The organism is Rhizobium brockwellii, from assembly GCF_000769405.2.
GTDB lineage: Bacteria > Pseudomonadota > Alphaproteobacteria > Rhizobiales > Rhizobiaceae > Rhizobium > Rhizobium brockwellii.
Genome location: NZ_CP053441.1, coordinates 281,806 through 295,851, shown reverse-complemented (window position 1 = coordinate 295,851; position 14,046 = coordinate 281,806). Strand labels below are relative to the sequence as shown.

Annotated in this window: 15 protein-coding genes; 9 read left to right on the top strand and 6 right to left on the bottom strand. The window is 60.9% G+C overall.

Annotated features, from left to right (window positions below):
- Positions 1–100: 100 nt before the first annotated feature.
- Both RLCC275e_RS29480 and RLCC275e_RS29475 read left to right on the top strand, forming a co-directional pair.
- On the top strand, positions 101–685 hold the full coding sequence (locus RLCC275e_RS29480; protein WP_033183614.1) for a DUF1349 domain-containing protein: 585 nt from the start codon (positions 101–103) through the stop codon (positions 683–685).
- Positions 686–1,063: 378 nt separating this feature from the next.
- On the top strand, positions 1,064–1,459 hold the full coding sequence (locus tag RLCC275e_RS29475; protein ID WP_033184615.1) for a YybH family protein: 396 nt from the start codon (positions 1,064–1,066) through the stop codon (positions 1,457–1,459).
- Positions 1,460–1,517: 58 nt separating this feature from the next.
- On the opposite strand, the gene tnpC is transcribed toward RLCC275e_RS29475, so the two are convergent.
- The 4 genes from tnpC to RLCC275e_RS29455 form a co-directional block, all read right to left on the bottom strand.
- Positions 1,518–3,074, bottom strand: coding sequence for an IS66 family transposase (tnpC, locus tag RLCC275e_RS29470; protein WP_033184616.1), 1,557 nt, complete (start codon positions 3,072–3,074; stop codon positions 1,518–1,520).
- A 69-nt stretch (positions 3,075–3,143) separates the two neighbouring features.
- Positions 3,144–3,497, bottom strand: a complete 354-nt coding sequence (gene tnpB, locus RLCC275e_RS29465; protein WP_033184617.1) for an IS66 family insertion sequence element accessory protein TnpB — start codon at positions 3,495–3,497, stop codon at positions 3,144–3,146.
- A complete protein-coding gene (tnpA, locus tag RLCC275e_RS29460; RefSeq protein WP_033184618.1) occupies positions 3,494–3,883 on the bottom strand; it encodes an IS66-like element accessory protein TnpA in 390 nt (129 codons plus the stop codon). Before tnpA ends, tnpB begins: the two co-directional genes overlap by 4 nt.
- A gap of 668 nt (positions 3,884–4,551) precedes the next feature.
- Positions 4,552–4,752, bottom strand: a complete 201-nt coding sequence (locus RLCC275e_RS29455; RefSeq protein ID WP_245485093.1) for a MafI family immunity protein — start codon at positions 4,750–4,752, stop codon at positions 4,552–4,554.
- A gap of 391 nt (positions 4,753–5,143) precedes the next feature.
- Between RLCC275e_RS29455 and RLCC275e_RS29450 the strand changes: the two genes are divergently transcribed.
- The 7 genes from RLCC275e_RS29450 to RLCC275e_RS29420 all read left to right on the top strand — a co-directional run bounded on the left by RLCC275e_RS29450 (position 5,144) and on the right by RLCC275e_RS29420 (position 13,090).
- Positions 5,144–6,277: a transporter substrate-binding protein gene (locus RLCC275e_RS29450; RefSeq protein WP_033183615.1), complete on the top strand. Its 1,134-nt coding sequence runs from the start codon at positions 5,144–5,146 to the stop codon at positions 6,275–6,277.
- Positions 6,274–6,855 carry an ANTAR domain-containing response regulator gene (locus tag RLCC275e_RS29445; RefSeq protein WP_017996435.1) on the top strand — a complete coding sequence of 194 codons (582 nt, stop codon included), beginning with the start codon at positions 6,274–6,276 and terminating at the stop codon, positions 6,853–6,855. Before RLCC275e_RS29450 ends, RLCC275e_RS29445 begins: the two co-directional genes overlap by 4 nt.
- Entirely contained in the window at positions 6,855–7,703 is an 849-nt protein-coding gene (locus RLCC275e_RS29440) for an ABC transporter permease (RefSeq protein ID WP_018483461.1), read from the top strand. The genes RLCC275e_RS29445 and RLCC275e_RS29440 overlap by 1 nt, the downstream gene beginning before the upstream one ends.
- Positions 7,703–8,623 (top strand): ABC transporter permease, encoded by a 921-nt coding sequence (locus tag RLCC275e_RS29435; protein ID WP_024320038.1) that lies wholly within the window; start codon positions 7,703–7,705, stop codon positions 8,621–8,623. The genes RLCC275e_RS29440 and RLCC275e_RS29435 overlap by 1 nt, the downstream gene beginning before the upstream one ends.
- 25 nt (positions 8,624–8,648) lie before the next feature.
- Complete coding sequence (locus RLCC275e_RS29430; protein ID WP_033183616.1) at positions 8,649–10,268, top strand: ABC transporter substrate-binding protein; 1,620 nt, start codon at positions 8,649–8,651, stop codon at positions 10,266–10,268.
- A gap of 192 nt (positions 10,269–10,460) precedes the next feature.
- Entirely contained in the window at positions 10,461–11,405 is a 945-nt protein-coding gene (locus RLCC275e_RS29425) for an acetamidase/formamidase family protein (protein ID WP_033183617.1), read from the top strand.
- Positions 11,402–13,090, top strand: a complete 1,689-nt coding sequence (locus tag RLCC275e_RS29420) for an ABC transporter ATP-binding protein (protein ID WP_033183618.1) — start codon at positions 11,402–11,404, stop codon at positions 13,088–13,090. Before RLCC275e_RS29425 ends, RLCC275e_RS29420 begins: the two co-directional genes overlap by 4 nt.
- A 155-nt stretch (positions 13,091–13,245) precedes the next feature.
- On the opposite strand, the gene RLCC275e_RS29415 is transcribed toward RLCC275e_RS29420, so the two are convergent.
- The gene (locus tag RLCC275e_RS29415; protein WP_050516854.1) at positions 13,246–13,500 is read right to left on the bottom strand and encodes a hypothetical protein; all 255 of its coding nucleotides are present in this window, start codon (positions 13,498–13,500) and stop codon (positions 13,246–13,248) included.
- Between the two features lie 81 nt (positions 13,501–13,581).
- Positions 13,582–14,046: a hypothetical protein gene (locus RLCC275e_RS29410; RefSeq protein WP_033183619.1), complete on the bottom strand. Its 465-nt coding sequence runs from the start codon at positions 14,044–14,046 to the stop codon at positions 13,582–13,584.

Genomic DNA, 14,046 nt, shown 5'->3' with positions numbered 1-14,046 from the left:
ACACACAATCTTCGGCTGCGCCCGCCTGCACCACGGCCGCGCATTATGCCAAGGTGAGTCAGTTGCCCTGCGGTCAGCTTCAACGGAACAGGAGAACAGGATGAGCATCGATTTCAACGACGGCAAATGGCTGAACGAGCCGGCACACTGGCAGGCGACCGAAACCGGCCTGACCCTGACCACCGATGAGAAAACCGATTTCTGGCGGGAGACCCATTACGGCTTCACCCGTGACAGCGGCCATTACCTCGCCTTTCCCACCACCGACAGCTTCACCGCACAGATCCGCGTCCGGGGCGAATTCCGCACGCTCTACGACCAGGCCGGCCTGATGGTGCGCATCGACGAGAGGCGCTGGGTGAAGACGGGCGTCGAGTTCACCGACGGCGAAGCCTTCCTCAGCACCGTCGTCACCGACGGCAAGTCCGACTGGTCGGTGGCACAGCCCTTTAGGGAATTGGAGGATTTTTATATCCGCGTCACCGTCGCAAACGGCGCGATGCGCATCCAGGCTTCGCGCGATGGCAGTTTCTGGCCGCTGCTGCGGCTAGCGCCCTTCCCGGCTGCAGCGCACTACGAGGTCGGACCCACGGCCTGCACGCCGGAGCGTAGCGGACTAACGGTCCGCTTTTCGGAGTTTTCGGTTGGGGCGGCGATTACGACGGATCTGCATGATTTAAGTTAGGGAGTCCGGAACGCGGTCAAGTCGCACTCAGAGGCACCGACAACAATAATCCGGCGACCGCAAACTATAGATCATGAGTCTCCGCTCGATAACCCTTCTCAACTCGCTCAACCAGCAAGGGTGCACTGATGATACCGCGGACCGGATAGTAAACGGTGTGCCGCTGGCACCTTGACTAGCTTGCTCAAAATTGGACGTGATCATTTGCCAGTCGCTGACGCTGGTGATAAAGATGCACCATGGAATTTGTTCGCGCTTTCACTGTGATTATTATCACCATTCATCGAGTGGTGGGTTAAGCACGTCATATTTCCAGACAAAGCAACCCGCCGCGAGGCGGGTTTTGTTTTTCCGCTCGCGGCCATTTTGGAGTCCAGAATGTCCGACCATCCCTTGAAAGCCCTTATCGAATCTGCAGACCGTTCCATATCGGCCAAAGACTTCGACGGCTTGATGCGATTTTACACCGATGATGCCACCTTAGTGGTCAAGGCAGGCATGTACGCCAAAGGCAAAGACCAGATCAGGAAAGCGTTCGAAGCAATCTCTGCTCATTTCCAAGGTAAATTGAAAGTCCGCCAAGGGCGGATGGAGGTGATCGAGGGCGGAGACACAGCGTTGGTCATCATGGAAACGTGGTTGGATGCCGTCGACGAAAGCGGCATTGCGACGTCGACGGTACGACGTGCCACCTATGTGTTTCGTAGAGACTCGTCTGGCACCTGGTTATGCGCTGTAGACAATTCCTACGGCACGGCTCTCCTCGATAGTTGAGAATGCCCCCGGCCCGGTGCCCACGTTGGGTCGGGGACAGCGTTCCGGTTGGCGCAGATTACGTTGCCGCATACTGCCACGGCAGAAGCTCATCAATCCGGTTCTGCCTGTGGCCGTTGACAATGGCGGTGAGCGTGGCGGTCAGGTAGGCCTGCGGATCAACCGAATTGAGCTTACACGTCTCGATGAGCGAGGCGATGGTCGCCCAGTTCTCAGCACCAGTGTCGTGCCCGGCAAAGAGCGCATTCTTACGATTGAGGGCTATCGGCCGGATGGTCCGCTCGACACTGTTGTTGTCGATCTCGATGCGGCCATCGGTCAGGAAGAGCTTCAGACCATCCCAGTATTTGGCAATGTAGGCCAAGGCCTCGCCGAGTGGGGACTTGGTTGAGACACGGGCACGGTGATGGACAAGCCAGGTTTGCATGTCGGCGACGAGTGGCGCTGACCGCTCCTGCCGTCCAGCGAGACGAACCTGCGGATCACGGCCGCGCAGTTCGGCCTCGATGCGATACAGTTCACCGATCCGTTTGACGCCGTCTTCGGCAATCGGTGCTATTCCGTTGTGGGTGATCTCCACCAACTTGCGACGGGCGTGTGCCCAACAATAGGCAAGCCGAATGTCCGGGCCAACGCGCTCTGGTGCGATCAGCCTGTTGTATCCGGTATAGCCATCGACCTGCAGGATACCGGAGAAGCCCCGCAATATTCGTTCTGCATGAATGCCTCCTCGACCAGGCGCATAGGTGAAGGCCACGCCCGGTGGAGCGCCGCCGCCCCATGGGCGATCATCCCGCGCGAGCGCCCAGAAGTATCCGGTCTTGGTTTTGCGGGAGCCAGGATCAAGCACCGGAGCACGGGTTTCGTCCATGAACAGCTTGGTCGAGCGCTTCAGGTCGGCAATCAGTGCATCGAAGACGGGCCGCAATTCATAGGCTGCCCGACCGACCCAGTCTGCGAGCGTGGAGCGGTCGAGATCGACACCCTGGCGGCTCATGATCTGGGCCTGGCGGTAAAGCGGAAGGTGATCGGCATATTTGGAGACCAGAACATGCGCGACGGTCGCTTCGGTCGGTAGGCCTGCCTGGATCAGCCGTGCTGGAGCTGGGGCCTGAAGGACGCCGTCGGTGCAGGCACGGCACGCATATTTGGGACGACGCGTGACGATGACGCGCAATTGCGCCGGGACCACGTCCAAACGCTCCGAGACATCCTCGCCAATGCAATGCAGGCATCCACCGCAGGCGCAGATTAGGCTTTCCGGCTCGATCACCTCTTCGACACGGGGAAGGTGCTTTGGAAGGGAGCCGCGATTGATCGCGTGTGCCTTGGCAATCCTGTTTCCAGCAGGAACGTCCGCCTCATCCTCGGCATGGATCGCTGCAATGGCCGTTTCCAGGTCTTCCAGTGCCAGATCAAACTGGCAGGGATCGGTCTTCTCAGACTTGCGCCCGAAGGCTGCCTGCTTGAACGCTGCGACCAGCTTCTCAAGCCGTTCGATCCGCTCATCCTTGCGGGCTATCTGGGCGTCTTTGCCTGCCTCGCGTGCCTGGGCTGCGAGCAGCATCGCCTTCAGGGCGGCAACATCATCGGGAAGGTCGGCGGCGTCTAGCATGGCTAGAACCTACCAAAATCCAGCCCGTTTTGCCTTTGGAATTTATAGTCCTGAGTCATCGTGCCGCAGCTATTCGATGACCTCCGGGGTTCTCGTCTGTATGGCATGAACCCGCCGCCAATCGAGGCCCGCAAACAGAGCTTCGAACTGGGCGTGGGTGAGCGTCATCAATCCATCCTTGATGCCTGGCCAAGTGAACGTCTGCTCTTCCAGCCGTTTGTAGGCCATGACGATCCCGGAGCCATCCCAGTAGATCAGCTTCAACCGGTCCGCCTTGCGTGATCGGAACACGAAGACCGTTCCGGTAAACGGGTCCTTGTGCAGCTCATTCTTCACCAGCGCCGCCAAGCCGTCATGACCCTTGCGGAAGTCTACGGGTTTGGTGGCCACCATGATCCTGACGAGGTTTGACGGAAAGATCATGTCGCCGCCGCCAGGGCGCGAGCGATTGCAGCGATCCGGGTCGCAGATGCGCCTTCCTCCAGGCGGATCGTGACCGGACCAACGACGATCTCGGCACGGGAAACGGCTTTGACCTTCGACGGCACAGGCAACGGCGGCTCGACAACCATGGCCGCGAATTCGACGGCGTCTTCTGGCTCTGGCAACACCAGCTTGCCCTGCCGCGCCATCGTCCGCCAGGTGGAAAGGCTGTTGGCTCGCAATCCATAGCGCTGCGCAACTTCATTGACTGTCGTGTCAGGCCTCAAGCTTTCCGAAACAATCTTCGCCTTGACCTCGTCCGGCCAATGTCGGTGAACCTCACGTCCAGGCTTCCTGGTTGTGAGAAACTCCAATGTAGTCTCCATGGAGAAACTCCCGTTCTTCATCCATGGAAAGCCGATCACAGATTAGACGGCAGCGAGCAATGTGGGAGTGGAACAGCGGTTACACCGGATATCTCTTTTCTTCATCAGAAAGGCCTCGAGTCAGCATCACTTCCGTTTCGCCATTCCATAACCACCAAGGCCCCCGCCGCCCGTCCCTATCCCGGGCACTGGTCCGAAAGATGGGAAAGACGGAATTTGCATCGGTCACGCGACTGTTTCCGACATTTGCCACTAGGCCTTCGTCAACTGCTTTTTGGACAGGAAAAAAGGCAGAAAATAACACGGGAGAGGTAACCACTTCGCCGAAATTATTGGGCCTGTCGCTGTGAAAACCATCAAACACGCGAAGCAGGTATCCGTAGCGTAAATGCTTATGAGTCACTTGGGCGTAGCAAACGCCTCTCGACGTTAGAATCTGAATTACGCTACCAATCTTTACGCGCTTAGCCATATCCAGACCCAGAATACTTCCTCTCGTCGTAAGGCATTTCGTTGGAAAAATGAGGATTTCTCATCAAGCTCATCAACTCGGGTGCGGCAACCGCTTCAGCCCTTTAGCACTCTATGCACCAGGTAGGCACACGCAGTATGAGCATCAAGATTTGGGGTACTTGAGAAACGCCCAGGTATCTGCTTTTAGATTCATCTCATTTGCCAAGCGCCTGAATGTTCGCCAGTTCCTCCGGAGCCAGCACCACATCATACTCGCGCAACTGCGTGCATAGATTTTCCAACGCAACCACACACTCATTATGCTCCGCAAGGGATATGTACTCGCGAATATCTTCCCCCGCTAACCGCCCATTAAAATCACTGATCAAATTAATTAGTCGCTTCTCGATTTCCATCCATCCGCACCTCAAGAGTGTGGGTAACGAAGCGGCGCCATAGCAATATCCGGTACCTCTCACTGAACCTTCACCACCGGGCTTAGACTCTCGTCGGATTGAATAGCCGGCGATGCCCGTTGTCAAACACCTCGCTTCTCGAAGTGATCTAACATTTGTTCAAGGTAGAGCGACCCTTGGCTGCTCTACCGAAAGAACAAGATCAAATGACTGCGAGTGCAGCGCAGCACACTTGACAAAGACAAGCTGCCTGTATTTTACTCAAGCCTGCGGATTAGGCAAAAGGCTTGGCCGCATTGACATGACTCCGATAGTCTCTGGGCAGTTTCGCCCCATGACGCCTCATCGCTCGATGGGACCAGCGTCGTGGGGTTTTTGATGTGGTCACTTCATGAACGACACGCTGAAAATCGGCATCCTCTTTTCGACCACCGGGCCCTACGGCTCGATGGGCCGCGACGCGCGCGACGGCGCCGATTTCGCGATGGCCGAATATGCCGGCGTCGAAGGGCTAGCGATCGAGCCCGTCTTCTTCGACCCGCATGCCGATCTTGCCGCCTATCTCGATGGCGCGCGCCATCTCCTGCGCGCCGGCTGCCGCCATATCGTCGGAACGATCACGTCTGCGGCACGCAAGGAAGTCATCCCGCTCGTCGAGAAACATGACGGCCTGCTCTGGTACATGTGCCCTTACGAAGGTTTCGAGGCCAACGAGAATGTCATCTATGTCGGCGGCTGCCCGAACCAGCATCTGCTGCCGCTTTTCGAGCACCTGATCCCGCGTTACGGCGCAAGGCCCTATCTCGTCGGCGCCAACTATGTCTGGGGCTGGGAGATGAACCGGCTCGCCCGCGAACTCATTACCAATGCCGGCGGCGAAGTACTTGGCGAACGCTATCTTCCGCTCGAGGAAACCGCCGTCGAGCGCATCGTCGCCGAGATCGCGCAGCGCCGCCCGAGCTTCATCCTCAACAATCTGATCGGACCGTCGAGCTATGCCTTTCTGGAGGCGATCAAGGCCCTCGGTGATCGCGACCCGGCCTTTCGCGCGGAAAACTGCCCGGTGGTCAGCTGCGACCTGATGGAATGCGAACTCGACGATATCGCCGCCGGAGCTGCTGCCGGCCAGCTTTGCGCCGCTTCCTATTTCGACAGTATCGCGACTCCCGAAAATGCCGCTTTCAAGGCCCGTGTCACTGAGCGTCACGGCGCCGAGCGGCGTGTCTCCAGCGTCTTTGCCAGCGCCTATACGGCCGTCCGGCTCTGCGTCGACGCGATCGTCGCTGCCAGCGGTGACGAGCCCGACGCCGTCCGGCGCGAGCTCTACAATCGATCCTGGCCGACCCCGTTCGGCACGCTTTCGATCGACCGCGAGACCAATCATGCCGCCCTGCCCTTCCATCTCGGCCGGATCAACGCCGACAATGGCTTCGATGTCGTCGCCTCGCGGCCGCCGCTCGCCGCCGACCCCTATCTGACCGGCCGCAACCGGCAGGCCTTTCCACGGCTGAGGGTGGTGTCATGAGAGAGACACCCAATTTCACCGGCTGGCAGGCGATGGTCCTGCATCGCGAGGACGGCAACACCGAAAAGCTGATCCGCCAGCTTCGCCTGCTCGGCATTCACGCAACGCTGCAATGGGCGCCGCTTTCGGCTGCGGCACTGCCCGATCTCGTCATCGTCGATGCCGATCAGGGCTGGGACGATCTGCTGCCCTGGAACGGCGAAACGCCGGCCTGCCCCGTCGTCGCCTTGCTTGGTTCGGAAGCGCCCGGCCGCATCGCCTGGGCGCTCGGACAGGGGGCCGGCGCGATCATCGCCAAGCCGATCGCCACATCGGCCGTCTATCCGGCGCTTGTCATGGCCGTCTCCATTCATCAGGAGCGCAAGGCGACTGCGGAAAAGCTGCAATATCTCGAAGAGCGCGTCCGGCTGCGCCCGCTCGTTCACGCCGCCGTCGAAAAGCTTCAGGCCGCACACGGCATCGACGAGGAGAGCGCTTACGCAATCCTGCGCAATTGCGCCATGCGCCGCCGCCTGCCGATGGAGCAGATATCAGCCTTCATTCTGGCAGGAGCAGAACCTCTGCCGGAGGCCGGCTGATGCATGTCTTGAAGCAGATGATCCGCCAGCCGACGGCCCTCTTCGGCCTCATCGTCGTCACCCTCGTCATCGCGCTCGCCATCGCAGCGCCGTGGATCGCGCCGTTCAGCCCCGACGAGCAGATGTTTGACGGCCTGTCGCTCGAAGGCGCACCACTGCCGCCGGGCGGTCCCTATCTGTTGGGCACCGACACGCTCGGCCGCGACCTCTTCTCCCGCCTCCTCTTCGGCGCCCGCACCTCGCTGATCATCGGCCTTGTCGCCAATGGCATCGCGGTGGCGATCGGCCTCTTCGTCGGCATCGTTGCCGGTTATCTCCGCGGACTGCCGGGCAACATCCTGATGCGATTCACCGATCTGATGATGGCCTTTCCGGCGCTGCTGCTCGCCATCGTGCTGGCAGCCCTTTTGAAGCCGAGCCTCTGGATCGTCGCCATGGTGATCGCGCTGGTCAACTGGGTGCAGGTCGCCCGCATCGTCTATACCGAAACGCGCGGGCTGGTGGAGCGCGATTTCATCATGGCGGAGCGCTCGCTTGGCGCCGGCCATATGCGCGTGCTCTTCATGCATATCCTGCCGCACCTCATGCCGACGGCAATCGTCTGGGGAACGCTCGGCATTGCCACCACCGTGCTGCTCGAGGCCACGCTTTCCTTTCTCGGCGTCGGTGTCCAACCGCCGCAGCCTTCCTGGGGCAACATCATCTTCGAGAGCCAAAGCTATTTCCAGGCCGCCCCCTGGCTGGTCTTCATTCCGGGCGCGATCATCCTTCTGACGGCGCTTTCCTTCAATCTGGTTGGCGACGCGCTGCGCGACATTCTCGACCCGACCCAGCGCGGGAGGGGCTGATGGCGTCACTCATGCTGCGCAGGCTGGCGCAGGCGGCCCTCATCCTGCTCGGTGTCGCTGCCATCACCTTCGTGCTGCTCTATGCGCTTCCGGCCGACCCGGCCCGGATGATCGCCGGCCGCAGCGCCACCGCCCAGACGGTTGCCAACATCCGCCATGAGCTCGGCCTCGACCAGCCGCTGCTGGTCCAGTTCGGCACCTATCTCGGCAATCTGCTGCATGGCAATCTCGGCCGCTCCTATGCGCAGAAAACCGATGTCTGGACGCTGATCGCCGCCCGCCTGCCGGCGACGCTGACGCTGATGCTTGCCGGCATCTTCGTCGAGGTGGTGCTCGGCCTGACGCTCGGCACCATCGCCGCCGTGCGCCGCGGCGGCTTCGTCGACCGGCTGGTGATGATGGCCTCCTTTGTCGGCACCTCCGCGCCGCAGTTCCTCGTTGCCCTGCTGCTGCTCTACCTGCTGGCGGCAACGCTCGGCTGGTTTCCGATGAGCGGCTATGGCAGCTTCTCGCATCTCGTCCTGCCGGCTGTAACACTCGGCATCTGCGGCGCCGGCTGGTACGCCCGCATGGTGCGCTCGTCGATGATCGACGTGCTGAACCAGGATTATGTTCGCACGGCGCGCGCCAAGGGTCTTTCGTCGAAACGCGTCATCCTGCGGCATGCGCTGCCCAATGCTGTGCTGCCGATCATCGCGATGATCGGCATCGATATCGGCCAGTTCATGGGCGGCGTGGTCGTGGTCGAGGCGGTCTACGGCTGGCCCGGCATCGGCCAACTCGCCTGGCAGGCAATCCAGCAGGTCGACATCCCGATCATCATGGGTGTCACCCTGACCTCGGCACTCGCCATCATCATCGGCAATCTGCTTGCCGACCTCGTCGCGCCGGTCATCGATCCGCGCATCCGCACACGCTGACAGCAACCAAAGAAGGGGAACCAAGATGTTCAAACGCTGGCTGCAACAGACGACCATGGCAACGATGGTGGCGCTCGCCCCATTGTCCGTCATGGCTGAGGAAACGCCCAAGCAGGGTGGCGATATCGTCGTCACCTACAAGGACGACATCACCACGCTCGACCCGGCGATCGGCTACGACTGGGTCAACTGGTCGATGATCAAGAGCCTCTACTCCCGCCTGATGGACTATGCGCCCGGCACGCCGAACCCGGTGCCCTCGCTTGCCGAGAGCTTCACCGTTTCGCCCGACGGCTTGATCTATACCTTCAAGCTGCACAAGGGCGTGAAGTTCTCGAACGGCCGCGAAGTCGTCGCCTCCGACGTGAAATATTCGATCGAACGCGCCGTCGACCCGAAGACGCAAGGGCCCGGCGCCGGCTTCTTCGGCGCCATCAAGGGCTTCGAGGATGAAACCGGCGGCAAGACGACGACGCTCTCCGGCATCGAGACGCCTGACGACAGCACCGTCATCTTCAACCTCTCGCGTCCGGACGCCACCTTCCTGCACGTTCTCGCCATCAACTTCGCCTCCGTCGTGCCGAAGGAAGCCGTCGAGGCGGCCGCCGGCGATTTCGGCAAGAAGCCGGTCGGCTCCGGCACCTTCATCCTGAAGGACTGGACGATCGGCCAGCAGCTCGTCTTCGAGCGCAACAAGGATTATTTCGTCAAGGGCGTTCCCTATATCGACAGCTTCAAGGTCGAGGTCGGCCAGGAGCCGCTGGTGGCACTCTTACGCCTGCAGAAGGGCGAAGTCGACATTGCCGGCGACGGCATTCCGCCGGCGAAGTTCCTCGAAATCAAGAATTCGGCCGATGGCGCACAGATGATCGTCGACGGCGAACAGCTGCACACCGGCTACATCACGCTGAACACCAAGATGAAGCCTTTCGACAACGTCAAGGTTCGCCAGGCCCTGAACATGGCGATCAACAAGGAGCGCATCACCCGCATCCTCAACGGCCGCGCAACGCCTGCCAACCAGCCGCTGCCGCCATTGATGCCGGGCTACGACAAGTCCTTCGCCGGCTATGCCTATGATGTGGCGAAAGCCAAGGCGCTGCTTGCCGAAGCCGGTTATCCCGACGGCTTCGAAACCGTGCTCTACTCTACCAACACCGACCCGCAACCGCGTATCGCCCAGGCGATCCAGCAGGATCTGGCCGCTGTCGGCGTCAAGGCCGAAGTCCGGGCGCTCGCCCAGGCAAACGTCATCTCGGCCGGCGGCACGGAAGGCGAAGCGCCGATGATCTGGTCGGGCGGCATGGCCTGGATCGCCGACTTCCCGGATCCCTCCAACTTCTACGGCCCGATCCTCGGTTGCGCCGGCGCGGTTCCGGGCGGCTGGAACTGGTCATGGTATTGCAACGCCGATCTCGACAAGCGCGCCGTTGCCGCCGACTCCATGTCCGATCCGGCAAAGGCAGCCGAGCGCACTGCCGCCTGGGGCAAGATCTTTACCGATATCATGGCCGACGCGCCTTGGATTCCCGTCATCAACGAACGCCGTGTCGTCGCCAAGTCACTGCGCATGGGCGGTGCTGACAACATCTACATCGATCCGACCCGCGTCATCAATTACGACGCGATCTATGTGAAGCAGTAAGCAGCCGCTCGTTGCTGGCTGCCCCTCATCCGGCTGCCGCCACCTTCTCCCCGTCGATACGGGGAGAAGGGATATGCCGCTCCCGCTTCCTCATCCTCGAGCGCTGCGTGTGGCAAGTCCCCTCTCCCCGCTCGCGGGGAGAGGGTTAGGGTGAGGGGTAACCCACGCCGAAACCAATTCCGGAGAATGACCATGTGCATCGCCTGCACTCATACCATCCACCGCGCCCAGCACAATTTTGGCTGGAACAAGGATTTCACCCCGGCCGTCGTCGCCAAGCCCGGCGAGACGATCCACTTCGAATGCATGGATTCGTCGGGTGGCCAGCTCGGAAGCGACGCGACGCTGGAAACGCTGAACGCGCTCGATTTCGGCAAGATCAACCCGGTCTCCGGCCCGGTCTATGTCGAAGGCGCCAAGCCCGGCGATGCGCTGAAGGTGACGCTACGCAAGTTCATCCCCTCGGGCGTCGGCTGGACGGCCAATATCCCAGGCTTCGGCCTGCTTGCCGACCAGTTCAAGGACCCGGCGCTGCACGTCTGGTCCTATGACGCCAACAGCATGGTGCCAGCCCTTTACGGCCCGGGTGGGCGCGTGCCACTGAAGCCCTTCGCCGGCACGATCGGCGTCGCACCCACCGAGCCCGGCACCCACTCCGTCGTTCCCCCACGCCGCGTCGGCGGCAACATGGACATCCGCGACCTGACGGCGGGGGTGACGCTCTATCTGCCGGTCGAGGTCGACGGCGCGCTGTTTTCGATCGGTGATACCCATGCCGCGCAGGGCGATGGCGAAGTTTGCGGCACGGCGATCGAAAGCCAGATGAACGTCGAAGCGACGATCGAGCTCGTCAAGGACGCCAAGCTGCAGACGCCGCGCTTCACCACCACCGAACCGGTGACCCGCCATCTCGACGGCGCCGGCTACGAGGTCACCACAGGCATCGGCCCTGATCTGATGACCGGGGCACGCGAAAGCGTCATGCGCATGATCGATTTTCTCGGCGCCGAACACGGCATGAGCGCCGTCGATGCCTATTTGCTCTGCTCGGTCTGCGGCGATCTCCGGATCAGCGAGATCGTCGACCAGCCGAACTGGGTGGTCTCCTTCTACTTCCCGAGGATCGTGTTCGCGTGAACGAAGCCATGCCCGCCGCAGCACCGGTGCTCAGCCTTCGCAAGCTGAGCGTCGATGCCCGCACGCCCGAAGGCCGCAAGCCGGTGCTCCAGGACGTCAGCTTCGAGCTTGCAAGCGGCGAAACGCTCTGCATCGCCGGTGAATCCGGCTCCGGCAAGTCGGTCACCTCGCTGTCGATCATGGGGCTCTTGCCGAAGGCCTCGCTGAAGGTCGCCTCCGGCAGCATCATGCTCGGCGAGCGCGACCTGCTCACGCTTTCCGACCGGGCGATGCGCGGCGTCCGTGGCGGCGATATCGCGATGGTGTTCCAGGAACCGATGACCTCGCTCAACCCGGTCATGTCGGTCGGCAACCAGCTGACCGAAGCAATCCGCGCGCACCAGGGCAGCGACAATGCCGAGGCGGTGGCGCTGAAGATGCTCGATGCCGTGCAGATCACCGAGCCGGCCCGGCGGCTGAAGCAATATCCGCACGAGCTTTCCGGCGGCATGCGCCAGCGGGTGATGATCGCCATGGCGCTCTCCTGCCGGCCGAAGGTGCTGATTGCCGACGAGCCGACGACGGCGCTCGACGTCACCGTGCAGGCGCAAATCCTCAAGCTGATGCGTGAGTTGAAGCGCGAATTCGGTGCCTCGATCATCCTGATCACGCACGACATGGGCGTCGTCGCCGAAATGGCCGACCGCGTCGTCATCATGCAGAACGGCAGGATCGTCGAGCAGGGAACGGCACTCGCCATCTTCCAGCGGCCGAAGGAGGCCTATACGCAGCAATTGCTGGCCGCCGTCCCGCGGCTCGGCGCGCTTGCCGGCACCGACCGTCCGCCGCGCATCACCCAGCGGGCCGTGGAGACACTGCATCCGGACCGCACGCCGGTGCTGAACGTGCGCGACCTCACCGTCACCTATGGCAATGCCGCAAGCCGGTTTTTCAAGGGCAAGCCGCCAGTTGCAGCCGTCGAAGGCGTTTCCTTCGATATCCTGCCGGCTGAAACGCTTGGCCTCGTCGGCGAAAGCGGTTCCGGCAAATCGACGACCGGCAAGGCCGTGCTCGGTCTCATCCCCTTCAAAGGCAATGTCCTGATCGACGGCCGCAACATTGCCGGCCTCAGCCAGCGCGAGATGCGGCCCGTGCGCCGCTCGGCGCAGATGATCTTCCAGGATCCCTATGCCTCGCTCGACCCGCGCATGGCCGTCGGCAAGGCGATCGGCGAACCGATGGTCATTCACGGCATCGGCAACCGCAGTGAACGGCAGGACCGCGTCGCCGAACTGCTGCACCGGGTCGGCCTGACGCCTGATGCGGCGACGCGCTATCCGCACGAGTTCTCAGGCGGCCAGCGCCAGCGCATCTGCATCGCCCGGGCTCTGGCGCTCGAGCCCAAGCTGATCGTCGCCGACGAGAGCGTCGCAGCCCTTGATGTCTCCGTCCGCGCCCGGGTGCTCGACCTGCTGCTCGAACTGCAGGAAACGATGGGACTCGCCTATCTGTTCATCTCCCACGACATGGCGGTGGTCGAGCGCATGTCGCACAACGTCGCCGTCATGCGCGCCGGCCGCATCATCGAAACCGGCACACGGCGGGATATCTTCGAGAACCCGAGGGATGACTACACCCGCGCGCTGATCGCCGCGGTTCCGATCCCTGATCCGGAGATCTATCGTGGCAGGGAAGCGCATCGGTGACTGAAGGCTTGAGACATGACTAAAATGTCGACGAGGAGCGCTTTGCGACGATCGGGCAGCGCAAGGATGTCCCGGGTCTGAGCTAGGGACTTGGGGAGTGCGGTCAGGTTGCACTTAGAATCGTCAGCAACAACGTTGACGCCAAACCGCAGCAATCATAGAGATATCGGCTCATCTTTGACGAGAAAGAAGTCGTCGGGAAACAACTTCTTGAGTTCCACTCTCCGCTTCGAAAAATGGGGGTAGTTATCGGCCACGTCGTTGATATTGTCCGTTATTCTAACCAGATATCCGTCACCCACCTTATCAATGGCGAATCCAGCTTCCGCAATCTGCTCTGCCTTGACGTCTTTGGCGAATTCTCCTCCAAAGAACGTGGCCCAGCCGATATTGGCTATGCGTTCAGGCATTCCTTTTCTCGGAATTATACCTCCGCTAAAGTAGCCCTCAGCTGTTCCAGGCCGTCCACAATATAACCCAGCGACGGCAAACTATAAATCATGATTCTCCGCTCGATAACCCTTCTCAATTCGCTCAACCAGCAAGGGTGCACTGATGATACCGTGGACCGGATATCTCTTTTCCTCATCAGAAAGGCCTCGAGTCAGCATCACTTCCGTTTCGCCATTCCATAACCACCAAGGCCCCCGCCGCCCGTCCCTATCCCGGGCACTGGTCCGAAAGATGGGAAAAACGGAGTTTGCAGCGGTCACGCTACTGTTTCCGACATTTGCCACTAGGCCTTCGTCAACTGCTTTTTGCACAGGAAAAAAGGCAGAAAACAACACAGGAGAGCCAACCACTTCGCTAAAATTGTCAAGTCTGTCAGCGTAAAAGCCATCAAATACACGGAGCAGGTGTCCATAGCGCAAATGCTTATGAGTGACCTGGGCGTAGGAAACTCCCTTCGACGTTAAAATTTGAATTACGTCCCCAATTTTAATGCGCTTAGCCAT

Coding starts and splice junctions, on each gene's coding strand:
- RLCC275e_RS29450 (WP_033183615.1), top strand. CDS start 5,144: ATGAACGACACGCTGAAAATCGGCATCCTCTTTTCGACCACCGGGCCC.
- tnpA (WP_033184618.1), bottom strand. CDS start 3,883: ATGGAGACTACATTGGAGTTTCTCACAACCAGGAAGCCTGGACGTGAG.
- RLCC275e_RS29480 (WP_033183614.1), top strand. CDS start 101: ATGAGCATCGATTTCAACGACGGCAAATGGCTGAACGAGCCGGCACAC.
- RLCC275e_RS29430 (WP_033183616.1), top strand. CDS start 8,649: ATGTTCAAACGCTGGCTGCAACAGACGACCATGGCAACGATGGTGGCG.
- RLCC275e_RS29475 (WP_033184615.1), top strand. CDS start 1,064: ATGTCCGACCATCCCTTGAAAGCCCTTATCGAATCTGCAGACCGTTCC.
- RLCC275e_RS29440 (WP_018483461.1), top strand. CDS start 6,855: ATGCATGTCTTGAAGCAGATGATCCGCCAGCCGACGGCCCTCTTCGGC.
- tnpB (WP_033184617.1), bottom strand. CDS start 3,497: ATGATCTTTCCGTCAAACCTCGTCAGGATCATGGTGGCCACCAAACCC.
- RLCC275e_RS29415 (WP_050516854.1), bottom strand. CDS start 13,500: ATGCCTGAACGCATAGCCAATATCGGCTGGGCCACGTTCTTTGGAGGA.
- RLCC275e_RS29435 (WP_024320038.1), top strand. CDS start 7,703: ATGGCGTCACTCATGCTGCGCAGGCTGGCGCAGGCGGCCCTCATCCTG.
- RLCC275e_RS29455 (WP_245485093.1), bottom strand. CDS start 4,752: ATGGAAATCGAGAAGCGACTAATTAATTTGATCAGTGATTTTAATGGG.
- RLCC275e_RS29445 (WP_017996435.1), top strand. CDS start 6,274: ATGAGAGAGACACCCAATTTCACCGGCTGGCAGGCGATGGTCCTGCAT.
- RLCC275e_RS29425 (WP_033183617.1), top strand. CDS start 10,461: ATGTGCATCGCCTGCACTCATACCATCCACCGCGCCCAGCACAATTTT.
- tnpC (WP_033184616.1), bottom strand. CDS start 3,074: ATGCTAGACGCCGCCGACCTTCCCGATGATGTTGCCGCCCTGAAGGCG.
- RLCC275e_RS29410 (WP_033183619.1), bottom strand. CDS start 14,046: ATGGCTAAGCGCATTAAAATTGGGGACGTAATTCAAATTTTAACGTCG.